Source organism: Gordonia sp. Z-3 (assembly GCF_036233855.1).
Taxonomy (GTDB): Bacteria; Actinomycetota; Actinomycetes; order Mycobacteriales; family Mycobacteriaceae; genus Gordonia; species Gordonia tangerina.
On record NZ_JAZARS010000022.1, the window covers coordinates 16977 to 39881 of the forward strand.

General features: G+C 67.3%; 19 protein-coding genes. 3 read left to right on the plus strand and 16 right to left on the minus strand.

What is annotated here, in order from left to right:
• Positions 1-7: 7 nt before the first annotated feature.
• The 8 genes from VX037_RS21165 to VX037_RS21200 all read right to left on the minus strand — a co-directional run bounded on the left by VX037_RS21165 (position 8) and on the right by VX037_RS21200 (position 11034).
• Positions 8-646, minus strand: a complete 639-nt coding sequence (locus tag VX037_RS21165) for a potassium channel family protein (protein WP_266060660.1) — start codon at positions 644-646, stop codon at positions 8-10.
• A 25-nt stretch (positions 647-671) separates the two neighbouring features.
• Positions 672-2030, minus strand: a complete 1359-nt coding sequence (locus VX037_RS21170; protein WP_266060662.1) for a TrkH family potassium uptake protein — start codon at positions 2028-2030, stop codon at positions 672-674.
• A 39-nt stretch (positions 2031-2069) separates the two neighbouring features.
• Entirely contained in the window at positions 2070-4046 is a 1977-nt protein-coding gene (locus tag VX037_RS21175) for an ABC transporter ATP-binding protein (protein WP_328715808.1), read from the minus strand.
• On the minus strand, positions 4043-5776 hold the full coding sequence (locus VX037_RS21180) for an ABC transporter ATP-binding protein (protein WP_235722919.1): 1734 nt from the start codon (positions 5774-5776) through the stop codon (positions 4043-4045). Before VX037_RS21180 ends, VX037_RS21175 begins: the two co-directional genes overlap by 4 nt.
• 88 nt (positions 5777-5864) lie before the next feature.
• A complete protein-coding gene (locus VX037_RS21185; RefSeq protein ID WP_328715809.1) occupies positions 5865-6674 on the minus strand; it encodes a family 1 encapsulin nanocompartment shell protein in 810 nt (269 codons plus the stop codon).
• A 45-nt stretch (positions 6675-6719) separates the two neighbouring features.
• Positions 6720-7775: a Dyp-type peroxidase gene (locus tag VX037_RS21190; RefSeq protein WP_328715811.1), complete on the minus strand. Its 1056-nt coding sequence runs from the start codon at positions 7773-7775 to the stop codon at positions 6720-6722.
• Positions 7776-7816: 41 nt separating this feature from the next.
• Positions 7817-9478, minus strand: coding sequence for an FAD-binding dehydrogenase (locus VX037_RS21195; protein WP_328715812.1), 1662 nt, complete (start codon positions 9476-9478; stop codon positions 7817-7819).
• 68 nt (positions 9479-9546) lie between these two features.
• Complete coding sequence (locus VX037_RS21200) at positions 9547-11034, minus strand: amidase (protein ID WP_328715813.1); 1488 nt, start codon at positions 11032-11034, stop codon at positions 9547-9549.
• 328 nt (positions 11035-11362) lie between these two features.
• Here VX037_RS21200 and VX037_RS21205 point away from each other — a divergent pair, with 328 nt between their 5' ends.
• Complete coding sequence (locus VX037_RS21205; RefSeq protein WP_266060670.1) at positions 11363-12325, plus strand: alpha/beta hydrolase; 963 nt, start codon at positions 11363-11365, stop codon at positions 12323-12325.
• A gap of 111 nt (positions 12326-12436) precedes the next feature.
• Here VX037_RS21205 and VX037_RS21210 read toward each other — a convergent pair whose 3' ends face one another.
• The 8 genes from VX037_RS21210 to VX037_RS21245 form a co-directional block, all read right to left on the minus strand.
• Complete coding sequence (locus VX037_RS21210; RefSeq protein WP_266060672.1) at positions 12437-13423, minus strand: hypothetical protein; 987 nt, start codon at positions 13421-13423, stop codon at positions 12437-12439.
• A gap of 61 nt (positions 13424-13484) precedes the next feature.
• Positions 13485-14936 (minus strand): DUF3068 domain-containing protein, encoded by a 1452-nt coding sequence (locus tag VX037_RS21215; RefSeq protein WP_266060673.1) that lies wholly within the window; start codon positions 14934-14936, stop codon positions 13485-13487.
• A gap of 108 nt (positions 14937-15044) precedes the next feature.
• Positions 15045-16436: an ABC1 kinase family protein gene (locus tag VX037_RS21220; RefSeq protein ID WP_277614963.1), complete on the minus strand. Its 1392-nt coding sequence runs from the start codon at positions 16434-16436 to the stop codon at positions 15045-15047.
• A 56-nt stretch (positions 16437-16492) separates the two neighbouring features.
• Positions 16493-17314 carry a metal ABC transporter permease gene (locus tag VX037_RS21225; protein WP_442903730.1) on the minus strand — a complete coding sequence of 274 codons (822 nt, stop codon included), beginning with the start codon at positions 17312-17314 and terminating at the stop codon, positions 16493-16495.
• A gap of 38 nt (positions 17315-17352) precedes the next feature.
• Positions 17353-18135, minus strand: a complete 783-nt coding sequence (locus VX037_RS21230; protein WP_287015124.1) for a metal ABC transporter ATP-binding protein — start codon at positions 18133-18135, stop codon at positions 17353-17355.
• Entirely contained in the window at positions 18122-19066 is a 945-nt protein-coding gene (locus tag VX037_RS21235) for a metal ABC transporter substrate-binding protein (RefSeq protein ID WP_287015125.1), read from the minus strand. The genes VX037_RS21230 and VX037_RS21235 overlap by 14 nt, the downstream gene beginning before the upstream one ends.
• A gap of 115 nt (positions 19067-19181) precedes the next feature.
• Positions 19182-19547, minus strand: a complete 366-nt coding sequence (locus VX037_RS21240; protein ID WP_235722907.1) for an ArsR/SmtB family transcription factor — start codon at positions 19545-19547, stop codon at positions 19182-19184.
• Between the two features lie 44 nt (positions 19548-19591).
• A complete protein-coding gene (locus tag VX037_RS21245) occupies positions 19592-20863 on the minus strand; it encodes an MFS transporter (RefSeq protein WP_287015126.1) in 1272 nt (423 codons plus the stop codon).
• A gap of 185 nt (positions 20864-21048) precedes the next feature.
• Between VX037_RS21245 and VX037_RS21250 the strand changes: the two genes are divergently transcribed.
• Positions 21049-22092: an NAD(P)-dependent alcohol dehydrogenase gene (locus VX037_RS21250; protein ID WP_287015127.1), complete on the plus strand. Its 1044-nt coding sequence runs from the start codon at positions 21049-21051 to the stop codon at positions 22090-22092.
• A gap of 11 nt (positions 22093-22103) precedes the next feature.
• Positions 22104-22898: an alpha/beta fold hydrolase gene (locus VX037_RS21255; protein WP_287015128.1), complete on the plus strand. Its 795-nt coding sequence runs from the start codon at positions 22104-22106 to the stop codon at positions 22896-22898.
• The last annotated feature ends 7 nt before the right edge of the window (positions 22899-22905 follow it).

Genomic DNA, 22905 nt, shown 5'->3' on the forward strand with positions numbered 1-22905 from the left:
TGTCGGGTCACGCCAGATCGGCGAACCTCTCCACTTCGGCGGTGCGCCCGGCCACCACCAGCATGTCACCCGCCGAAACCGCACTGTCCTCGGTCGCATAGGTGAATTCGGCGCCGGGACGCTTGATGGCGACCACGGTGATGTCGAATTTGGTGCGCAATCGGCTCGCCGACAACGTCTTTCCGGTGATCGCCGACGGCGCGAGTGTCTTGACCATCGCGAAATCCTCGTCGAACTGGATGAAGTCCAGCATCCGGCCGGTCACCAGATGTGCGACGCGCTCGCCCATGTCGTGTTCGGGCAGCACCACATTGTGGGCGCCGACCCGTTCGAGGATGCGCCCGTGCTGGCGGCTGGTGGCCTTCGCCCAGATCCGCGGAATTCGGAAGTCGGCCAACAGCGATGTGGTCAGGATGCTGGACTCCAGGTCGGAGCCGATGCCGACCACAGCGAGTCGGAATTCGGGTACACCGAGCTGATCGAGGGCCTCGCGGTCGGTGGTGTCGGCGACCGCCGTGTGCGTCAGATCGTCGGCGCACCGTTGGACATTGCGCGGGTCTGCGTCGATGCCGAGTACTTCGGAACCCTGCTTGACCAGTTCGCGCGCCAGCGATGTGCCGAACCGTCCGAGGCCGATGACGGCCACGCGGGTTCCGTGTCGAGTCTTGCTGTTAGCCAACGATCGGCCTTTCCTCTGGGTACTCGTACCGGCGGGTGCGTTCACGCAGGGCGAGTGCGGTGGCGAGTGTGATCGGTCCGAGCCGGCCGATGAACATCAACACTACGAGCAGCACCTGTGCGCCGGCGGGCAGGTCGGCGGTGATGCCGGTGGACAGGCCGACCGTCGCGAATGCGGAGACCACCTCGAACATCACGACTTCCAACCGATATTCGGTCATCAGCATGATCGCCAGAGTGCCGACGATCACCGCGCCGGCGCCGAGTAGCACCACCGTGATGGCCTGGCGCTGCACCGCCGGTGCGAGTTTGCGACCCACCACGTGCACGCTCGGTTCACCGCGCACTTCGGCGATCACCACGAAGGCCAGCAGTGCGAAGGTGGTGACCTTGATGCCGCCGGCGGTGCCGGCGCTGCCGCCGCCGACGAACATCAGCATGTCGGTGATCAACAGGGACGACGGATGCATCGCGCCCACGTCGATCGAGTTGAAACCTGCGGTACGCGGCGACAGCCCGGCGAACACGCCGGTCACCAGCTTGCCCACACCGTCCAGCGGCCCGAGCGTGGCGGCATTGGACCATTCGATGGCCGTGATGGACACCGCCCCCAGCAGCGCGAGGCCGGCGTAGGTCCACACGGTGATCTTGGTGTGCAGCGACCATCCGGTGATGCGCTCTTCGGCACGGCGCAGCCAGTGCAGTAGGTGTCGGCCGGCCTCGAACATGACAGGGAATCCCAGGCCGCCGAAGACGAACCCGACGACGATGGGTGCGATGATCCACAGATCGGTGGCGAAGGGGACCAAGCTGTCGGGATACAACGAGAACCCGGCGTTGTTGTACGCCGAGACCGAATGGAAGATCCCGAGATACAGGGCTCGTCCGAAGCTCTCGTCGTATCCGGTCAGAAACCGGCCGGTGAGCACTGCGGCGATGACCGCCTCCACCGCCAGGCTGAGCGCGATGACGCCGACGACGACCCGTTTGCTCTCGCCGAGGCGTAGGGATTTGGTCTCGGCCTGCGCGACGAGTTGCATCCGCAAGCCCATCCGGCGGGCGACGAGCAATCCGAGTAGTGACGCGAGGGTCATGATGCCCAGACCGCCGACCTGGATGAGGGCGAGGATGACCAGCTCACCGAAGGTCGACCAGTACGAGCCGGTGTCGACCACGACAAGCCCGGTCACGCACACCGCCGAGGTCGCGGTGAACAGCGCGGTCACCGGTGGGGCCGAGTCGCCGCTCTCGGTGGCGATCGGCAACATCAGCAACACGGTGCCCACCGCCACCGCGAGGGCGAATCCGATGGCGACCAGGCGCGCCGGATGCTGCGGTGTCAGCAGGCGCATCGTCGACCCCTGCGTCGGCGGGCCCCGCGGCTCGACCGCCTATCGGACAACGGAGTCATCCTCGAGGACCTCGTCCTCGAGCGGACCGGCGAACTGACTGTTGTAGAGCCGGCAGTAGGCGCCGCGAGCGGCGAGCAGTTCGTCGTGGCTGCCCTGCTCCACGATGTGGCCGTCTTCCATCACCACGATCACGTCGGCGTCGCGCACGGTGGAGAGTCGGTGCGCGATGACGAAACTCGTGCGATCGGTGCGAAGGTTGGCCATCGCCTGCTGGATCAGCAATTCGGTGCGGGTGTCCACCGAACTGGTCGCCTCGTCGAGGATGAGGATCGTCGGCTTGGCCAGGAAGGCGCGGGCGATGGTGATCAACTGTCGCTCACCTGCGCTGACGCCACCGCCCTCTTCGTCGATGACGGTCTCGTAGCCGTCGGGCAGGGTGCGGACGAAGTGATCGACGTGGCTGAGTTCGGCTGCCTCGATGACCTCCGCACGGCTCGCGGTGGGATCGCCGTAGGCGATGTTCTCGTAGATGGTGCCGCCGAACAGCCACGAGTCCTGCAACACCATGCCGGTGCGTTCCCGTAGGTCGTCGCGGGTCATCCGGCGAGAGTCGACGCCGTCGACCTCGATGGCTCCGGAGTCGACGTCGTAGAAGCGCATGATGAGGTTCACCAGCGTCGTCTTCCCCGCGCCGGTGGGCCCCACGATGGCCACCATGTGTCCGGGCTGCGCCACCAGCGAGAGGTTCTCGATGAGTGGCCGGTCGGCGACATACCGGAACGAGACGTCGTCGAACTCGATCAGGCCGTGCCCGTCGACTGGCGTCTGGGCATCGACGGGGTCCGGGGTCTCCTCGTCGGCGTCGAGGACGTCGAAGATGCGCTCGGCCGACGCCACCCCGCTCTGCATCAGGTTGAACATCGACCCGATCTGGGTGAGTGGCTGGGTGAACTGGCGCGAGTACTGGATGAAGGCCTGCACCTCGCCGAGGCTCAGCGAACCCGACGCCACCCGCAGTCCGCCCACCACGGCGACCGCCACATAGTTCAGGTTCCCCAGGAACATGATGGTCGGCATGATGATCCCGGAGATGAACTGGGCGCGCCAACTCGACTCGAAGAGCTTCTGGTTGCGCTCGTCGAAGGTCGACTCGATCTCGGATTGGCGTCCAAAGGCCTTGACCAGTTCGTGGCCGGTGAACGCCTCCTCGACCTGGGCGTTGAGCTTGCCGGTCGACGACCACTGGGCCATGAAATGCGGTTTGGATCGTTTCGCGATCTGCGCGGTCGCGATGAAGGCCAATGGAACGGTGAGCACCGCGATAAGCGCCAGCAGCGGCGAGATCCAGATCATCATCGCCAACAGCGCGATCACCATCAGCACCGAGTTCAGGAACTGCGCGATGGTCTGCTGCAGGCTCTGCGACAGGTTGTCGAGGTCGTTGGTGACACGGCTGAGCAGGTCACCGCGCGCGGCCTTGTCGTAGTAGCTCAAGGGCAACCGGTGGACCTTCTGCTCCACATCGGCGCGCAGGCGTCGGATGGTGCCCACCACGACGATGTTCAGCAGGTAGGCCGCCAGCCACGCCAGCGCCGACGACAACACGTAGAGCACCAGCACGATCAGCAGGACCTGACCCACCGCGGTGAAGTCGACGCCCACACCGGGCGTGACGTCCATCGACGACACCATGTCGGCGAAGGTGTTCTGGCCTTGTTCGCGCAGACCGGCGACGGCCTGCTCTTTGGTGAGTCCGTCGGGCAGGGTCGTGCCGATGACACCGTCGAACACCAGGTCGGTGGCGTGGCCGAGGACGCGTGGCGCGACCGCAGACAGGATCACCGAGATGACGATGGAGGCCAACACGGTCACCGTGAACGCCCGGTAGGCGAGCAGCAGGCGGATGAGTCGTTTGATGGAGGGACCGAACGAGCGTGCCTTTTCGGCCGGGCCGGCCATCATCGGAGGACCGACCGCGCCGCCGCCCGGTCGCCCCGCACCGCCGGGCCGGGTCATGACGCGTCCTGGATGGCGAGCTGGGATTCGACGATCTCGGCGTAGGTCTCGCAATTCTCCACGAGATCGTCGTGGCGTCCGAGCCCGACGATCCGACCGCGGTTGAGCACCACGATCTGATCGGCGTCGACGATGGTCGAGATGCGTTGGGCCACCACGATCACCGCGGCGTCCCGGGTGGCCGGGCGCAGTGCGGCACGCAACCGGGCATCGGTGGACAGATCGAGTGCGGAGAACGAGTCGTCGAACAGGAACACCGAAGGGCGTCGAATCAATGCCCGCGCGATGGCCAGCCGTTGGCGCTGGCCGCCGGAGACGGTCGTGCCGCCCTGGGCGACGGTGGTGTCGAGGCCGTCGGGCATGCGCGCCACGAAATCGTCGGCCTGCGCGATCCGCAGTGCCTCCCAGATCTCCTCATCGGTGGCGTCGGGTTTGCCGTGCCGGATGTTGGAGGCGATGGTGCCGGAGAACAGGTACGGGCGTTGGGGGACCAGGCCGATGGCCGAGCGCAGCTGATCGGGGTCGAGGCGTCGCACGTCGGTGCCGCCGACGAGGACCGCGCCCGCGGTGACGTCGATGAGTCGTGGGATCAGGCCGAGCACCGTGGTCTTGCCCGACCCGGTGGAACCGACGATCGCGGTGGTGGTGCCCTTCTCGACTCGGAAGCCGATGTCGCGCAGCACCGGGTCGTCGGCGCCGGGGTAACGGAACTCTGCACCGCGGAACTCGACGGTGGACGGCTCGGTGGCGAATCCGACCGGGTCGGTGGGGGAGACCACCGAGGTGTCGGTGTCGAGCACCTCCCAGATCCGCTCGGCGCAGACGGTGGCGCGCGGCGCCATCATCGCCAGGAACGACGCCATCATCACCGACATCATGATCTGCATGGCGTAGCTCATCATCGCCGTCAGTGCGCCGATCTCCACCGACCCGTCGGACACCGCATGCCCACCGAACCAGATGACCGCGACGATGGTGACGTTGGTGATCAGCATGACCAGCGGGAACATCAGCGCCATCAGCCGACCGACCCGCAAAGTGGCGTCGGCCAGATGATCGTTGGCGCGCCCGAAACGATCGATCTCGTGGCGTTCCCGGACGAATGCCCGCACCACCCGGATACCGGTGATCTGCTCGCGCAGCACCCGGTTGACGGCGTCGATCCGTTCCTGCATGGCCCGGAAGCCGGGGATCATCCGCGCGATGATCAAGGCCATGGTGAGGCCGAGGATGGGGACGGCGATCGCGAGCAGCCACGAGAGTCCCGGCGCCACGCGGATGCCCATCGCGATGCCGCCGATGCACATGATGGGTGCCATCACCAGGATCGCGGTGCTCATCACCACCAGCAGCTGCACCTGTTGCACGTCGTTTGTGGTGCGGGTGATCAGCGACGGTGCACCGAACCGGCCCACCTCCCGCGCGGAGAAGGTGTTGACCCGATGAAGGAGGTCGTGGCGAATGTCGCGGCCGACGCCGAGCGCGGTGCGCGCGCCGAAGTACTGGGCGGCGATCGTGCAGATCACCTGCACCACACTGACCACCAGCATCCACCCGCCGATACGCAGGATGTAGTCGGTGTCGCCCTCGGCCACGCCCTTGTCGATGATGTCGGCGTTGAGCGTGGGCAGATACAGCATCGCCGCGGTGGCGACGAACTGAAGGGCGACCACAGCTGTCAGGTACCCGCGGTAGTTTGTGAGATATGTCCGGATGAGGCGGCTCAGCATCGCGCAATCACTTGGTAGACGCTAGCAATTCACTCCGACGGTGCGCGATGTGATTAAGGGCGCGATGTGATCAAGTGCGGACCACCGGTCACTCCGCGTAGGTGAACGGGACGACCGCTTCCGGGGTGTAGGTGAGATAGGTGAAGGACTCCTGGAAGTACAGGGTCACGGTGTCGGCGTCGTGGTGGTCGTAGCCGATGGACACGTCCTGACCGATGCTCATCTCGAAGTCACCGCCCCGGGTGCTGAGCAGGAACGCGCCGGAAATGGCGGGCGCCCACACGATGTCGCCGCCACCGACGAGCAGTCGCTGTAGATGGTCGCGGATGGGGACACCGTGGTTGGAGGTCTCGTTGACCAGCGTGTACACGTCCTTGGACAGCGCCAGCGAGTACGGGCCCTCTACCGAGGCGAGCCGCAATGCGGTCGTGGCCTGCGACAGCGCCTCGGCGTAGTCGCGCACGTCGGCCGGCAGGGGAATCGGGGTTGCCGACGCAGCCGGCCGGATGCCGGTGATTCCGCCGGCCGGGTACCCCTCGAAGATCGCCCGGTCCTCGGCCCTGGCCAACTCGGCCGCGGCATCGCGCACCGGGTCCCAATCGGAATCCTGAGCTCCCCGGTCGACGTCGTCGATGGCCTCGCGGCTGACGGTGAACGGCACCTTCAACTCCACCAGCGGCTGAGCCTGCCGCTGATGGGCGACGATGCCGTCGGCCGGCGGATCGATCTTGCTGCGATGCCCCAGGGTGACCGAGGCGATGTCCAGGCCGAGCGGGCCGTTGACGTCGACGAGGCGCCGCGCGGCGCTGTTGCGTTTGAACGAGCGGGTGGCCTCCTCCTCGATCTCGGCCCATGCGGCCGCGGAGATGGGTGCGAGTTCGCGATGCAGGTTGTTCATGCTGCCTCCTGGGAGCGTGGGTGGCCGGATGGGTGATCGGATGAATCAGTGCAGAGAGCCGATGCCGAGGGAGCCGTCGGTGGGTGCCACGGGCTCGCTGCGCTCGCTCGTGGCTACTCGATCATCAGGGGAGGTAGCGGTGTCGCCGTCGACCTCCTCGGCGGGCTCAGTCGGCGGGTCCGGCAAGTCCTCGAGGAAATCGATGGTCGGGGTGAAGAACTGCGAACCGGTCACCGCGGTGGTGAAGTCGAGCAACCGGTCGTAGTTGCCGGGCGGATCACCGATGAACATCTTGCGCAGCATTTCTTCGGTCACGTCGGGACCCGCGGAGTAGGCGATGTAGAAGGTGCCGCGTTCCCCGGAGCCGGAGGCGTCGCCGTAGGGCATGTTGTCCCGCACGACGTCGATCTCCTCGCCGTCGGCGCCGGTGACCACGTTCAGCGCGATGTGCGAGTTCGTCGGTTTCACGTCGTCGTCCATTTCGACGTTGTCGAACTTGGTGCGGCCGATCGCGTCTTCCTGCTCGGGAACACTCAGCGCGTTCCACGCCTCGAGGTCGGTGACGTAGCGCTGGATGGCCACGTAGCTGCCACCGGCGAACGCCGGGTCCTCGTCGCCGACGGTGATCGCGTCGATCGCGGCCTGTCCGACCGGGTTCTCGGTGCCGTCGACGAAGCCGATGATGTCGCGCAGGTCGAAGTAGCGGAAGCCGTGTACCTCGTCGACCACGGTGACGGCGTCGCCGAGCGCGTCGGTCACCAGTCGGCCGACCTCGAAACACAGGTCCATCCGGTCGGCCTTGATGTGCACGAGCAGATCGGCCGGCGTGGCCGGGGCCGTGTGTACCCCGCCCTGGTAGACGACGAACGGCCGCAGCGAGCGCGGGCGCGGCCCGTCGAACAGCCGGTCCCAGGCGGCCGAACCGATCGACGCGATCGCGGCCAGCGCCGCCTCGGGCGCGCGCGAGGAGACCGCCCGCGTCAGCGTGGGTAGGTCACCCAGCACCTCCCGGACCGCGTCTTCGCCGCCGTCGTCGATGGTGAGGACCAGAAACAGCGCCGAGGTGGTCTTCCGCGTCAGGATCGTCTGGGGGATCGGCACGGGACACACTGTAGCCCACCGCGACCGGGCGCATCGGAGGGTCAGCCGCGCGCGACCGCCCGCCCGGCGGCACGTCCGGAGAAGATGCAGCCGCCCAGGAAGGTGCCCTCCAGGGCGTTGTAGCCGTGCACGCCGCCACCGCCGAATCCGGCGACCTCACCGGCGGCGAACAGTCCGTCGAAAGCGGTGCCATCGGGCCGCATGACCTGCGAATCCAGGTTGGTCTCCAATCCGCCCAACGTTTTTCGGGTCAGGATGTTGAGCCGGACGGCGATCAGCGGGCCGTGTGCGGGATCGAGAAGTCGGTGAGGTTTGGCCACGCGGACCAGCTTGTCGCCCAAGTACTGTCGGGCGTTGGTGATCGCCATCAACTGGGCGTCCTTGCCGAACTTGTTGTCGATCTGCGCGTCGCGGGCGGAGATGACCCGCTCGAGATGCTGCAGGTCGAGTTCGGGTCCCCGGTTGATCGCGTTCATCCCGGCCACCAGGTCGGGGAGATTGTCGCGCACCACGAAGTCGACCCCGTGCTCGGTGAAGGCGGCCACCGGGCCCGGCGCCCCCTTCGCGAGCCGGCTCTTGGCGGCGAACTTGAGGTCCTTGCTTGTGATGTCGGGGTTCTGCTCCGAGCCCGACAGCGCGAACTCTTTCTCGATGATGCTCTGGGTGAGGATGAACCACGAGTAGTCGTGGCCGGTGGCGAGGATTGCCTTCATCGTCGAATTGGTGTCGAAGCCGGGGAAATTGGGCGGTGCCAGTCGATTTCCGTTGGCGTCGAGCCACAGCGACGACGGGCCCGGGATGATGCGGATCGCGTGATCGGGCCAGATCGGATCCCAGTTGTGGATGCCTTCGGTGTAGTGCCACATACGATCCCGGTTGACCAGGCTGGCACCGGCATCCTCGGCGATGCCGAGCATGCGGCCGTCCACGTAGGCCGGCACGCCGGAGATCATCGTCTCCGGTGCGGTCCCCAGCCGTTCGGTCGGCCAGTTCTGGCGGATCAGTTCGTGGTTGTGGCCGATACCGCCGGTCGTGACGATGACCGCGCCCGCGCGGATCTCGAAGTCGCCGGTCACGTGGCGCGGCGATGCCACCCCGCGATCGAGGTCGGTGGGCGCCAGGACCGAACCGCGCACGCCGACGGCGGCCCCGTCGTCGACGATGAGCTCGTCGACGCGGTGGCGGAAACGGAACTCCACCAATCCGCGTTTCTCCGCCTCCAACACAGGCTCGGCAAAGACGCGTACCACCTCGGGGCCGGTGCCCCAGGTGAGATGGAAGCGGGGGACCGAGTTGCCGTGCCCGTCGGCGAATCCGCCGCCACGTTCGGCCCAGCCGACGATCGGGGTGATGCGCAGACCGAGATCGTGCAGATACTGCCGCTTCTCGGTGGATGCGAAGTCGACGTAGGCGCGGGCCCACTGGCGAGGCCAGAAGTCCTCGTCGTCGCGGTCGAACCCGGCCGACCCCATCCAATCGTGCAGTGCCAGTTCGGCGGAGTCCTTGATGCCGAGGCGTCGCTGCTCCGGGGTGTCGACCAGGAACAAACCGCCCAACGACCAGAACGCCTGACCGCCGAGATTGTTGCGATTCTCCTGATCGACGACGACGACCTTGCGTCCGGCGCGGGTGAGTTCATAGGTGGCGACCAGCCCGGCCAACCCTGATCCGACCACCACCGCGTCGGCCTGCTGCTCGCTCACACGCCCTCCTCTTCCCCTCGTCTCGATCGACCTTAGCCCTCGCGCGCCGACCGCCGGGGTCGCCTCGCTCAGACCGAGATGTCGGCGTACCGATGCGCCCAGGGGGACGCCTGTTCGAGTTGAGCTGCCAACGCGAGCAGCGTGTCGTCGGCGCCCAGGCGCCCGACGAACTGCACCCCCAGCGGCAGCCCGTCGCCGGTCCAGTGCAGCGGCACACTGATGGCCGGCCGTCCGGTGAGGTTGGCGAGCTGGGTGTAGGGCACCCAGCCGAGGCTCTGTTCGATGAGGTCATCGAGAATACCGGTGCGAGCCAGTAGCTTTCCGGCGTGAATCTTGGCGATCACCCGCGAAGCACTCTGCAGCAGCGGGGGTGTGGTGGTGGCACCCACCCGGAGCGGCGGGGTGGCCAGCGTCGGGGTGAGGAACAGATCGTGCGTGCGGTGGAACTGCGCCAGCGCCAGCACGTGCTTGTTGACCTCGTCGAGTGCCGCCAGCGCGGCCACCACCCCGGCCGACCTTCCGAGTTCGGCGAGCGCGAGGGTGTCGGCCTCGAAGTCGCGGTCGGTGGCACCGGTGAGGGTGCGCGTGGCCTCGACATCGGTGGCCAGGGATGCGAACCAGATGGTCAGGAAGTCGCGAGCCAGCGCAGCATCGTCCTGCGGTGGCGTCACCTCCTCCACGTGGTGGCCGAGTTCGGTGAGGACCGTCGCGGCGTGGTCGACCGCGGCGATCGCCTCGGGGTGCGGGCGCGGGTTGATCGCCGAGACCGTCGAGTAGCCGATGCGCAGCGGGGCCGGCGGGGAGCCGATGACGGTGGCGAACGGGGTCGGCGGGACCGGGGTGGGGTACACCGAACCGTCCGTGGCGCCGACGATCGCGTCATAGAGTGCGGCGGCGTCGCGCACGGTGCGCGACACCACGCCCTGCACCGCCATCCCGAACTTGGGTTCGCCGGTGACCGGGCCGAACGGCGCGAGCCCTCGGGTCGGCTTGAGCCCGACCAGGCCGTTGCAGGCGGCCGGTATCCGGATCGAGCCGCCACCGTCGTTGGCGCCGGCGGCCGGCACGATCCCGGCGGCCACCGCGGCGCCCGATCCGCCCGACGACCCGCCGGGCGTGTAGTCGGTGTGCCACGGGTTGCGTGCCGGTCCCCAGAACTCGGGTTCGGTGACGCCCTTGGCGCCGAATTCGGGGGTGTTGGTCTTGCCGAAGATCACCAGCCCGGCGTCGAGGAACCGGCGAACGACCGTGGAGTGGTCGGTGGCGACGTGACGCGACAGTGACCGCGACCCGAACGACGTCGGGTAGCCGCGATAGTCCTGGGCGAGGTCCTTGATGAGGAAGGGCACCCCGGCGAACGGCCCGGACAGCGTGGGGTCGGCGGCCCGGGCGTCGGCGGCGGCGTCCATACGCGCAACGATCGCGTTGAGCGCGGGGTTGACATCGTCGGCGCGACGTCGTGCCAGGGACAGCAGTTCGGCGGCGGTGACCTCGCCCGCGGCGACGAAGCCGGCCAGGGCGGTGGCGTCGTGGCGCAGGTACTCGCGGAGCTCCATCGTGCTCAGCGTACGTATCGATACCTGAGTGTCACCGTTCATCGAGCAAACCGATAACGGCTCGGTGACGCGCAACGACGGTTTCGTGAACAGGCGGAGCGGGTCTCGAGCGCGCTGCGATGTTTGCCCAGGTCGTCCGTGTGAGGCATCGGGCCGGGGCATCCCCGCAGGTCCGGGGCGTCGCGTTCCTGGCTTTGCCGGAGTGTTATCGAGCCGTTACACTCGCTCCCGACGGGTATGCGTCGGCCCCTTGCGCCATAGAATCCCGTGAGAACGCCCTGAGAATGACCTGGCCCGACTCGAGGTCAAGATCGATAAGGACTTGTGAATGCTGACTCGCGCCCGTAAGCGCCTGGTCGCCGGACTCGTGGCACTTGTTGCCGCCACGGGCGCCGCAGCGGTCGCCGCGCCCGCAGCCCACGCGGCCAACGGATGCACCGTGGAATCCGTCTACTCCAACGCGATGCACCGCAGCGTGCCGGTGTGCATTGTCTCGGCCGGCGGCGGCGGACCGAAGCCCACGCTGTACCTCCTCGACGGCCTGCGTGCCCCGAACGACAACAGCGGCTGGCTCATCGAGACCGACGTCGCGCGCTACATGAACGGCAAGGGCGCCAACGTCGCCATCCCGTTCGGCGGCGGTGGCAGCTTCTACACCGACTGGGAGCGAACCGACCCCAAGCTGGGCGTCAACAAGTGGGAGACCTTCCTGACCCGCGAGCTGCCGGCCTACATGGCGCGCAAGCACAACAGCGACAACCGTCGTAACGGTGTCGCGGGTCTGTCGATGTCGGGTACCTCGGCGCTGAACCTCGCGTCGCGTCACCCGGGCTTCTACCAGGCGGTCGCCTCCTACAGCGGCTACCCGACGGTCACCATGCCGGGCTTCAACCAGGGCATCCAGGCCTCGGTGATCGAGATGGGCGGCAACCCGGTCAACATGTGGGGCGTGTGGCCCGCCGGTCAGTGGGCGGCCAACGACCCGTTCCTGTCGGCCAACAACCTCGCCGGTCACCACGTGTACGTGTCGTCGGGCACCGGCGTCGGCAGCAAGTACGACACCTCGGTGAACCCGTCCAGCGCCAACTTCGACCCGGTCAAGTTCGCGCAGATGGTTCCGCTCGAGGTCGCTGCCTCCACCAGTAGCCAGCTCTACATCGGCCGCCTCGCCGTGGTGCCCGGCGTCAAGCTCACCACCCACATCACCCCGGACGGTGTGCACTGGTGGGACTACTGGCAGAACGACTTCAAGCAGTCGTGGAACACCACCTTCGCGCCGGCGTTCTTCTGATCGGCTGACGTACGGCCCACGGCCGTCACCCCTTCTCGACGAATCCACCTTGGGACCATCCCAAGGTGGATTCGTCGTTTCGGGGTATCTGCGCTTGCGGGTGTCGAGGGGTTACGCGGCCGGCCGCGCAAGCAGGCGGCGGACGCGCTCGGCGAGGCCATCGGCGTCGTCGACGTCGGACCATCCCCAGTGGATCGCGCGGTTGTCGGCCTCGACGATGGCGTCCGAGCGGCCCTTCTCCTTGCGGAGCACCGCGACGCCAGATTCGCCCGCGTACTTCGACTCGCCGTCCGCTTCGCCGACGGTGCGTTGCTCGCGCCAGTAGAAATCGACCCGGGCGATCCAACGTCCCCAGCTGTCGTACAGGTCGATCTGGAGTTCCGGCATCCGAATCCCGCGGTCGGTCAGCTCGATCCGGCTGCGGGACTCCAGGACGGATTCGGCCAGCCCATTCAGTTGCGACACCACCAGCCGCGCCCGCGCCGCGCCGGACATCTTCGCGATGAGGTCCAGTTCGTTCTCGAGATCGCTCATGGTGCAGAGACCGTCGTGTAGCGCGGCGTCGCCGACAGCGATCGCGGGTATCCGACTCGAACTGCGCGCGATGTCGATGACGGTGCGGGCCGGGGCTGTAACGAGGCCACCGTCGACGACGGTCGTTGCCGCCGGGCGTTTGTCGGTCACGAGGCGGATGCCCCCGGTGGAGCGTGAACCCGGCGACCGGGAGGGGTCGACCATGACCACCTGCTGCGTGGCGAGTCCCCAGATCGGCAGACCGAGCACCGACGCGGCCGACACCGAGGCCAACGCGCGGCCGGAGGTGCGCGATGTCCGCAGACGCGCGACGGCGATTTCGCGGTGGCGCTGCTCGCGGCTCCCGTCCAGGTACTGCGGGGAGATCAGCAGGCCACGGGTGAGCAACTCGAGGTGGCCCGCCCGTTGTGCCAAGTGAATGTCGTGGTCGGTGTGGCCACGCGCGTGTAGTTCGTGCCGGGTTGTCGCGTGTTCGATGCGGTGCAGATCGTCCATACCCATTGGACGCGGCAGGCCGACGAATGGCTCCACCGAATCACGCGCCACGGCAGATACCCCGAACACACAACACCACCTTGAGTCGGTTGCAAGGTGATGTTGGCTTTCCGAGGTATCTGCCGTCGGTCTACTCGGAGGGGGGACGGCGGAAGTGCTGCGTCTCGTCGTCGTCCGGCGGCGTGTACGCCTGCGTGGCGCTGTCGTTGTCGGGCGCGCTCTCGACGCGCGGGATCTGCTCCGTCGGCTGATCCCACGGGTCGGCAGCGTGTGCCCCGCCGGCGCGCCCATCGGCAGCTCCGGCACCCGCAGCACCGGCAGCACCCGCGACACCACCACCGGCCGCATCATCGGCCGCCACCGTCGGCGAATGCTCACCGCGCGACTCACCCAGCCACGAGGTCGTCGCCGGATCGTCGGCGGGCGGGGTGGTGTCGTGGTCGCCGCGGCGGCGTCCCCGCCACCACATCAGCGCCCACACGCCCAGCAGCACCACACCGACGACGGCGAGGATCAGCGGCAGCCAGAAGTTGCCGAGCCGCAGCTGGCCCATGTAGTCGTCGGCGCGGGCGGCCTGGTTGGAGACGGTCTCATCGGTCCACTTGAACCGGGCTTTCAACACATCCATCTGGAAGTCGCGGATCGGTGCCGGGGTGTCGTCGCTCTGATCGGGTGAGCGGAAGTACTGGTGCTGGTCTTCCATCCCGTCGACGATGGTGCCGGTCTCGGGCTCCACCCACACGGTGCGGGTGGCCGTCGCATACCGGTGCATGGTGACCTGGTCGCGTGGTTCGACGCCCCGGCCGGAGATCCCCCACCAGCTGGCCGGCATGGTCAGGATGGTGCCCAACGCGGCCTGTCCCTGGGCGTTCGGCAGGCTCGACACATCGGTTTCGGGGACCTCGCCGCTGAACTCGTAGACGGTGACGCCGTCGATGGTCTTCTCCCCGACGAACTCGACCGGGATGTCCTGGCGGGTGTTGGTGTCGTAGTAGAGGTAGGAACGCTTCTGCACATCGAACCCGAACTTGTACTGGAAGCCCTGCCGGTCGGGCAGCTCCACGGACACGTCCTGCGGGTTGACGCCCTCGGGTGCGGCCTCGAGCTGCAGCGAGCTGACCGTCCCGTTGGGCACCGAGCTCTTGCGGTTCACCGACACCCGGTCGATGTTCGCGGTGAGCAGCCCGTCGTTGCACTCGCGGGCTGCGTCCGCCGCCGCCATCGTGGGTTCGGTCTCCTCGCCGTCGGCATCGCGAAGGCGGTCGATCTGCACGGTCTGTGCGGACTGCAGGGTCGCCTGGCGGCGGTCGGACGGGTCGACGATCACCGACCGGCGCTGCTGACTGAGATGAGCGTCGTCGACCTGCGCGCGGCGTTCGTTCACCGAGCAGCGGTCGAAGACCCGCGCCGGAAAACGATCACCCGTCGAGCCGTCCTCGGACACGGTGGTCGCCTCCGAGGTGATGTCGAGGTCGAGGGGCACCACCCGCAGCTGGGGCACCAGGAACAACGGTATGGCGATGGCGGCGGCAATACAGGCGGCGCCGAGGAACGCCGGCAGCGCCAGCCAAAGTCGTCTCATTCTCCACTCCCAGAACTCACAGGCTCCACGCCCAGAAACCACACGGCCCGCCACACGGCAGGACTCAACGTCCCACCCTATCGGCGCGTGGTCGACAACTGTCGGAGGTCAGCCGGATGCGGCCCGATCGTCGCGCCGGTCCCGCTCGGCCTCCTTCATGATCCCCGCCATGTATCCGTAGATTTCTTTGTCGGCCATTGCCTTCCACCGCGGGGCCAGGAGCTTCATGTACTTCTCGACGTAGAGCAGCTGCTTGCCCACCAAGACCAGCTCCCGGGGCAGCCGGGCATCGTGGGCCTTGGCGACAGCGGCCAGCTGCCGGCCCAGGTCGGTGTAGGACATCGAGGCCAGGTCGGTGGCGCCCAGCGGCATGGCGACTTTCTTGATGTCCTCGGCCCCCTGCGCAGTCGAGCCTGGCTTGTGGACGGCGCCGAGCAGGAAGATGGCGCGACCTGCGGCCTCGTAGTCACCCCGCACGATCAGGTCGACGACGAGCTGCCGCAGGATGCGCCGGGTGCGCTTGGAGAAGCGCCCGACGATGCCGAAGTCCAACAACACCAACGTGCCTTCGGCGTCGACGAGCACATTGCCGGCGTGCAGATCGCCGTGGAACAGGCCGCCGTGAAAGGCCGACTCCAGCAACGAGAGCAGCAGGTTGCGGCACAACGCCACCCCGTCGTGGCCGGCGGCGCGCACGGCGTCGGCGTCGTCGATCCGGATGGCGTAGATGCGTTCCATCGTGAGCACCCGGGAGGTGGTGAATTCGTCGTACACCTGCGGCACCCGTACCCGAGCGCCGAACGGCCCCTCGCGCAGGCACTCGTACCATTCGCGCATCGTGGTCGCCTCGTTGCGGAAGTCGAGTTCGTCGTCGAGGCCGTCGGCGAAGTCCTCGACGACGTGTCGGGCGCTGAGCATGCGGCCGTACTCGGAGATCTCGGCGAGCCCCGCGAACCGTTCGAGCAGTGCAATGTCGGGGGCGAGGCGTTCGGTGATCCCCGGCCGCTGGATCTTGACCACCACTTCCTCACCGGAGTGCAGGGTGGCGGTATGGACCTGGGCGATCGACGCCGACGCGATCGGGTGAACGTCGAAAGCGGCGAACACCTCTTCGGGAGGTCGGCCGAGTTCGGCGATGAACAGCTCGCGGATGGCAGCCGGGTCGGCCGGCGGCACCCGATCGAGCAGTGACTCGAACTCGGTAGCGAGGGTCTCGGTGAACACACCCGGGCTGGACGCGATGAGCTGGCCGAGCTTCACGTAGGTGGGGCCGAGATGTTCGAAGATGGTTCGGATCTCATGAGCGACGAGGGCAGCAGTCGGTGTTCTGCCGTGCAGCAGGCCCTGTGCACTGTGGAACACGAAACGCCCGACTCCCGCCGCGGCATGTGCCGTCGCCGCGCCGAACCGGGTGATCTCGGTCAGCGGCGACACCGTGGGCAGCTGCGCGCGGAGCTCGGGACCGGGAGCATTGCGGCCGTCGTCAGCGGAGTTCTGCATTGTCACCATCGGCAAGTGTAACGATCACGACCGGTGGATCCCAGGTGACGAGCCGATCAGACCGTCGCGATTGCCGTTCGGCGTCGGCCGTACCAGCTGGTCACGAGGCCGTTGCGGGGTGCGAAGAGGTAGATCGCGGTGAACATCACACCCTGGGTGACCACCACCATGCCGCCGGGCGAGACGTCGGCGCCGTAGCTGACGTAGACGCCCATCACGGTGGCCCCGACGGCCAGCGCGGGGGCCAGCAGCAGCATGTGTCCGAACTTGTCGGTCAACAGATGCGCGGCGGCGCCGGGGATGATCAACATCGCCACGACCAGGATGACGCCGACGATCTGTAGGGCGACGACGCAGGTCAAGGCCAGCAGCCCCAGGAGCAGGGCGCCCAGCCACCGGCGCGACAACCCGATGGCATGCGCGTGCACCGGGTCGAAGGCGAACAGGGTCAGGTCGCGGCGTTTGGCCACCAGCACCGCGGTGACCACGGCGCCGAGGATCACCAGCTGCCACAGCGCGGACCCGCTGACGCCCAGCACGTTGCCGAACAGGATGTGTCCGAGGTCGGTCTGGCTGGGGGTGGCCGAGACCAGCACGAGGCCGAGGGCGAACAAGGTGGTGAACACGATGCCGATCGCCGCGTCCTCCTTGACCCGACTGGTGTCGCGGATGGTGCCGATCAGTGCGACGGCCAGGAACCCGAAGGTCACCGCACCGATCGCGAACGGCACCCCGACGATGTAGGACAACACGACCCCGGGTAGCACCGCATGCGACACCGCATCGCCCATCAGAGACCAGCCGATCAGCACGATCCAACAACTGATCAGGGCGCACACGGCCGCCGCGACGGCGCTGGCGAAGAACGCGTCCCGCATGAACGACAACGTCCAGGGCTCGATGAGGAACTCGATCATCAGCCGACCTCCGCGTCGGTGCGCGGCGCACGGCGTTCGGTGACGTCGACGCCGAAGGCCAGCGCCAGGTTCTCCGGCCGCAGTGCCTCCTGCGGGGTGTCGTGTACCAGGACTCGTTGCATCAGCAAAACCGCCTCGTCGGCGAAGGAGGGCAGCGTGGACAGGTCATGCGTCGAGATCAGCACGGTGCGGCCATGCGATGCGAGGTCGGTGAGCAAGTCGATGATCGTTGCCTCCGAACGTTTGTCGACGCCGGCGAACGGTTCGTCGAGCAGCAGGATCTCGGCTCCCTGCGCGATACCGCGTGCGACGAAGGTGCGTTTGCGTTGACCACCGGACAGTCGCCCGATCTGTCGGTCGGCCAGGTCGGTGAGTCCGACCTGGGCGAGCGCGGCGTCGACGGCCTCGTTGTCGCGAGCGGTGATGCGCCGGAAGAGGTTTTGTCGTCCGTAGCGACCGGTCATCGCCACTTCGCGGACGGAGATGGGGAACTGCCAGTCCACGTCCTCGGCCTGGGGGACGTAGGAGACCAACCCGCGAGCGCGGGCGCGCGAGGTGCTGTGCCCGGCGATCGTCACCCGCCCCGAGGTGGGCCGCACCAACCCCATGATCGACTTGAACAGCGTTGATTTGCCGGATCCGTTCATGCCGATCATGCCGCAGATGCGGCCGGGGCGGACCGTCATGGACACATCGTCGAGCGCGGTCACCGGGCCGTATCGCACGGTGAGTCCGGAAATGTCGAGAGCTGGAACCTGTTGTGCGGTATCAGGGTTCGGCACGGTCGAGGTCCTTTCCGGTGAGTCCGGCGACGATGGTGGAGATGTCGTGGCGCAGCAGGTCGAGGTAGGTGGGAACCGGTCCGTCGGCCTCGGACAGCGAATCGACGTAGAGGGTTCCGCCGTAGCGCGCGCCGGTGTCGGCCTGCACCTGCCGCATCGGTGCGTCGTTGACGGTGGATTCGCAGAACACCGCCGGCACGTCGCGAGCGCGGACGAATTCCACGGTCCGGCGCATCTGTTGGGGAGTGGCCTCCTGTTCGGAGTTCACCGGCCAGATGTAGTGCTCGGTGAGTCCGGTGTCGCGGGCCAGGTAGCTGAATGCACCTTCGCACGACACCAACGCCCGTTCGTTATCCGGGAGCGTGGCGACCGCATCGATCAGGCGCTGCTGCTCGGCGTCCAACTGACGCCCGTACTGTGCGGCGTTGCGGCGATAGTCCTCGGCGTGGTCGGGGTCCACCCGCGCGAGGCCGGCCGCGATGTTGGCGGCGTACACCTTGGCCGCGCTCGGTGACATCCAGGCGTGCGGGTTGGGTCGGTCCGCATCGTCGGCTGTCGCACCAGGGATCTCACTGATGTGCATCGGCTCGATCCCGTCACTGGCGACGATGCGCGGAACACCCATGTCGGCCAGGAACCGCTCGAACCAGTCATCCAGATGCAGCCCGTTGACCACCACCAGCGATGCGTCCATCGCCTTGTGTAGATCGCCGGGAGTGGGCTCGTACCCGTGGATCTCCGCGCCGAGTTTGGTCAGCGACACCGCCTCGGCATGCGATCCGCCGACGTTACGGGCGATGTCGGCGAGCACGGTGAAGGTGGTGAGCACCTTGGGTCGATCGCTGTGCACGCCGACGGAGCCGCATCCACCGAGCGCTGTGACGAGCAGCACGACAGCCGCGACGAACGCACCGCGCTGGACCCGTGACATGCGCATACCGTAGTTTCGGGTAGCCGAACTTGCAAGTTAGCTATGCCTGACTCGGAGAGTCGGCGCGTTCCTGCCGGGGCCAGGACGGGCGGTGGTTGCGCGGCGCCCGGCGAGCTCACGAATGGGTGGGCTCGCCGGTCACCTGATGATCGGCGAAGTTGAGCGCTTCGGCGACCAACCGGCGGAGATGGCCGTCGCGGATGCGATAGATGACGCGGCGGCCGTCTTTGCGGGTGTCCACCAGACCGGTGAAGCGCAGTTTTGCGAGGTGCTGGCTCACCGCGGTCCGGGATGCGCCGGTGGCCTCGGTCAGTGAGCTGACGTCGGTTTCGCCGTCGGCGAGCAGGGACACGATGTGCAGTCGTGTCGGTTCGGCGAGCATCGCGAACACCGAGGTCGCGGCGGCGAGTAGCGCGGGGTCGGGATCGACGGAGTGATGCAGGCTGCGGGAGTCGCGCGGCAACGCGGTCTCGTCGGTCATCGGCCGGACCTCCTCGCGGGATCGGCGTGGCCGGCTCGACGAACTCAGCCGGTCAGTGCCTCGGATGTCATCGTAGGCGACCGGTGCGCGCGCACCGGTCGCGTCGATGCCGGACGTGTCCAGGTGCGTCGGGCGACGAGACCGCCGGTCGCCGCGAGCGCAGCCATTGCCAGGGGCATCACCCATGGGCCGACCACGGCGGGACCCCAGCCGGCGAGCGGATAAGTGACCAGGAACGCGGCGTGCGAGGCGGAGAACTGCGCGGTGAAGACAACGTCGCGGTCGTCGTCGTGGGTGTGATCGCGCATCAACTGGGTGGTGGCCATGGCGATCAGCGACGCCCCGGCGCCGAGGACGAACCACAGAATCAGCAGCGCCGCCGGCGTCGGGCGGGTCGCGGCCATCGCGGCAACGCCGGCGAGCGCGGCTGCACACAGCATCGCGGCGTGTCCGACGACTCGTCGGACGCCACCGAGGACTCGCAGCAGGCGCCGCAACGCGACGGCCGCCGCTATCGACCCGGCACCGAAGACCGCGAGCGCGACCGCGAGCATCGAATCGCCGAGACCCAGAGTTGCGCGGACATAGACCACCGAACCGACGACCACCACCGCGGTGGCTGCGGCGGTGGCTACGTTGGCCCACAAGACGCCGCGAAAGATCGGGCGCTGCAGCATGATCCGTAGTCCTGCGGTGGTGTTGCCCCAGAGGCTGCTCATCGAGCGCACCGTGCCGGGTCGGCAGTGCGATCCGTGCAACCCGGACGTCATCACCAACATGGCCGAACCGGCAAAGCCGAGTGCGGTGCCGACGAAAAGATACGAGTAGCTCATGAGGCCGAGTAGCGTGGCGGCGATCATCGGGCTGACCACAGATTCGAGGTCGTAGGCGATCCGCGATGCAGATATCGCGCGGGTATAGGTGTCGCGATCGGTCACTACCGTCGGGATCACAGAGGCGAATGTGGGCGTGAAGGTCGCCGACGCCGATTGCAGTGCGAAGACCAGCAGATACACCTGCCACACCTCGCCGAGGAAGGGCAGTGCCGCCGCCATCGCCACTCGCACGACGTCGGCGCCCACCAGCACCGAGCGCGCCGAGAAGCGACTGCACACGGTGCGCATGATCGGCGCCATCACGACGTAGGCGATCATCTTGATCGCCAGCGCGGTGCCGAGTACTGCTCCGGCGTCGGCGCCCGCCAGGTCGAACGCCAACAGCCCCAGAGCCACGGTCATCAATCCGGTCCCGAGCAGCGAGACGACCTGGGCGGCGAACAACCGCCGGAACACCGGGATGCGGAACAGAGCGACCACGCTTCGATAGTAGGCATAAGTGCGCATATGCGCACATAAAAATTCCTTGATGTGACGAACTCGCTCATGGGCACACTCGGCGCTGGTTCTGCGGAACACTGGAACGAGTGCGGGGAGGTCCGCAGCAGGATCGACGAGGTCGACTCGCCTCCCGCGAACCTGCCGTCGAACAACAGGGAGCATCCATGCCCACCACCGTCAACGCCTACATCGCCACCGCCGCCGACGCTCCGCTGGAGCCGGCCACCATCGAGCGTCGCGATCCGAAGCCACATGACGTGGTCATTGACATCGCGTACGCGGGAATCTGTCACTCCGACATCCACACCGCCCGCGGGGAGTGGGGGCGTACCGCCTTCCCGGTGGTGCCCGGCCATGAGATCGCCGGCATCGTCGCGGCGGTCGGCTCCGAGGTCACCCGGTACTCGGTTGGTGACCGGGTGGGGGTCGGCTGCTTTGTCGACTCCTGCCGCGAATGCGAACCGTGCAAGGCCGGTGACGAGCAGTACTGCGAACGCGGCATGACCGGCACCTACAACGCAGTCGACCGTGACGGCGAGCCCACCCACGGTGGTTACAGCACGGCCATCGTGGTAGACGAGAACTACGTGTGCGGTATCCCGGAGGGTATCGGTCTCGACGAGGCCGCGCCGCTGCTCTGCGCCGGGATCACCCTGTATTCGCCGCTGCGGCATTGGAACGCCGGCCCCGGTAAGAAGGTCGCGATTGTCGGACTCGGCGGATTGGGGCACATGGGTGTCAAGATCGCCCACGCGATGGGCGCCGAGGTGACCGTGCTCTCGCAGTCACTCAAGAAGATGGAAGACGGACTGCGGCTGGGTGCCGATCACTACTATGCGACCAGCGACCCGGATACGTTCACGAACCTGCGCAACGAGTTCGACCTGATCATCAACACCGTGTCGGCGAATCTGCCGATGCAGAAGTACCTCGGCATGCTCGCCCTCAACGGAACACTCGTCGAACTCGGGCTGCCCGAGCATCCGATCGAGGTGCCGGCATTCGCGGTCGCGGCGAATCGCCGCAGCTTTGCTGGCTCGATGATCGGCGGCATCGCGGAAACCCAGGAGATGCTGGACTTCTGCGCCGAGCACGGCATCGGCTCCGAGATCGAGGTGATCGGCGCCGACAAGATCAACGAGGCGTACGACCGCGTCGTCGCCAGCGACGTGCGGTACCGGTTCGTCATCGACACGGCGACGCTCTAGCCTTCTCCGCGGTGACCCCGCCGTTCCGCTTCGCCGACATCCGCGGTGCCCGACTCGCCTGGAACCAGACGGGTCGTGGACCGGCGGCGGTGTGGGCGCATGGAATGAGCTCATGCTCCTACGGCCCGGAGTCGTCGGGTCAATTCGATTGGCGTGCAGTGAGTTCAACGCATCGGCTGATTCGGTATGACGCTCGGGGGCACGGTCGCTCGAGTGGTGGGCGGACCGCGGACGAGTACACCTGGCCGGAACTCGCAGCCGATCTCCTCGCGCTGCTCGACATCGCCGCGCCCGGCGAACGTGTGCACGCCATCGGCGCCTCCATGGGAACTGCGACGATCCTCTGCGCGGCCCTCGCTGCGCCCGAACGATTCGACCGGCTCGTCCTCACGACGGCGCCGACGATCTGGGATTCCCGGCGTGCCTTGACGCCCCTGCGTGTGTCGGATGCCGATGCGATCGAACGTCGCGGGTTGGCTGCGTATTTGCGAGCGGCCCCGAATGTTCCCGCGTCTCCCGCGCTGGCCGAAACCGAGCGCTACGTCGGTCGGGTTGCGGTGCGCTCGTCGATCTATCCTTGGGTACTGCGCGGTTCGGCCATCACCGACCTTCCACCGGCCGATGAGTTCGGTGCACTCACCCAGCCAACGCTCATCCTGGCCTGGACGGGAGACCCGGCGCACCCGGTCAGTAGCGGCGAACTGCTCGCCGAAGCGCTACCGAATGCCGAACTGCGCGTGGCGTCGACGCCGGACGCTCTGCGTTCCTGGTCCGATGCGGTCGCGGGGTTCCTCGTTACGACTTGACTGGCTC

Bases quoted from the DNA above. Each gene is read 5' to 3' on its own strand.
- VX037_RS21170 (WP_266060662.1), bottom strand. From the start codon at position 2,030: ATGCGCCTGCTGACACCGCAGCATCCGGCGCGCCTGGTCGCCATCGGA.
- VX037_RS21175 (WP_328715808.1), bottom strand. From the start codon at position 4,046: ATGACCCGGCCCGGCGGTGCGGGGCGACCGGGCGGCGGCGCGGTCGGT.
- VX037_RS21180 (WP_235722919.1), bottom strand. From the start codon at position 5,776: ATGCTGAGCCGCCTCATCCGGACATATCTCACAAACTACCGCGGGTAC.
- VX037_RS21185 (WP_328715809.1), bottom strand. From the start codon at position 6,674: ATGAACAACCTGCATCGCGAACTCGCACCCATCTCCGCGGCCGCATGG.
- VX037_RS21200 (WP_328715813.1), bottom strand. From the start codon at position 11,034: ATGGAGCTCCGCGAGTACCTGCGCCACGACGCCACCGCCCTGGCCGGC.
- VX037_RS21205 (WP_266060670.1), top strand. From the start codon at position 11,363: ATGCTGACTCGCGCCCGTAAGCGCCTGGTCGCCGGACTCGTGGCACTT.
- VX037_RS21215 (WP_266060673.1), bottom strand. From the start codon at position 14,936: ATGAGACGACTTTGGCTGGCGCTGCCGGCGTTCCTCGGCGCCGCCTGT.
- VX037_RS21220 (WP_277614963.1), bottom strand. From the start codon at position 16,436: ATGCAGAACTCCGCTGACGACGGCCGCAATGCTCCCGGTCCCGAGCTC.
- VX037_RS21225 (WP_442903730.1), bottom strand. From the start codon at position 17,314: ATGCGGGACGCGTTCTTCGCCAGCGCCGTCGCGGCGGCCGTGTGCGCC.
- VX037_RS21235 (WP_287015125.1), bottom strand. From the start codon at position 19,066: ATGTCACGGGTCCAGCGCGGTGCGTTCGTCGCGGCTGTCGTGCTGCTC.
- VX037_RS21240 (WP_235722907.1), bottom strand. From the start codon at position 19,547: ATGACCGACGAGACCGCGTTGCCGCGCGACTCCCGCAGCCTGCATCAC.
- VX037_RS21250 (WP_287015127.1), top strand. From the start codon at position 21,049: ATGCCCACCACCGTCAACGCCTACATCGCCACCGCCGCCGACGCTCCG.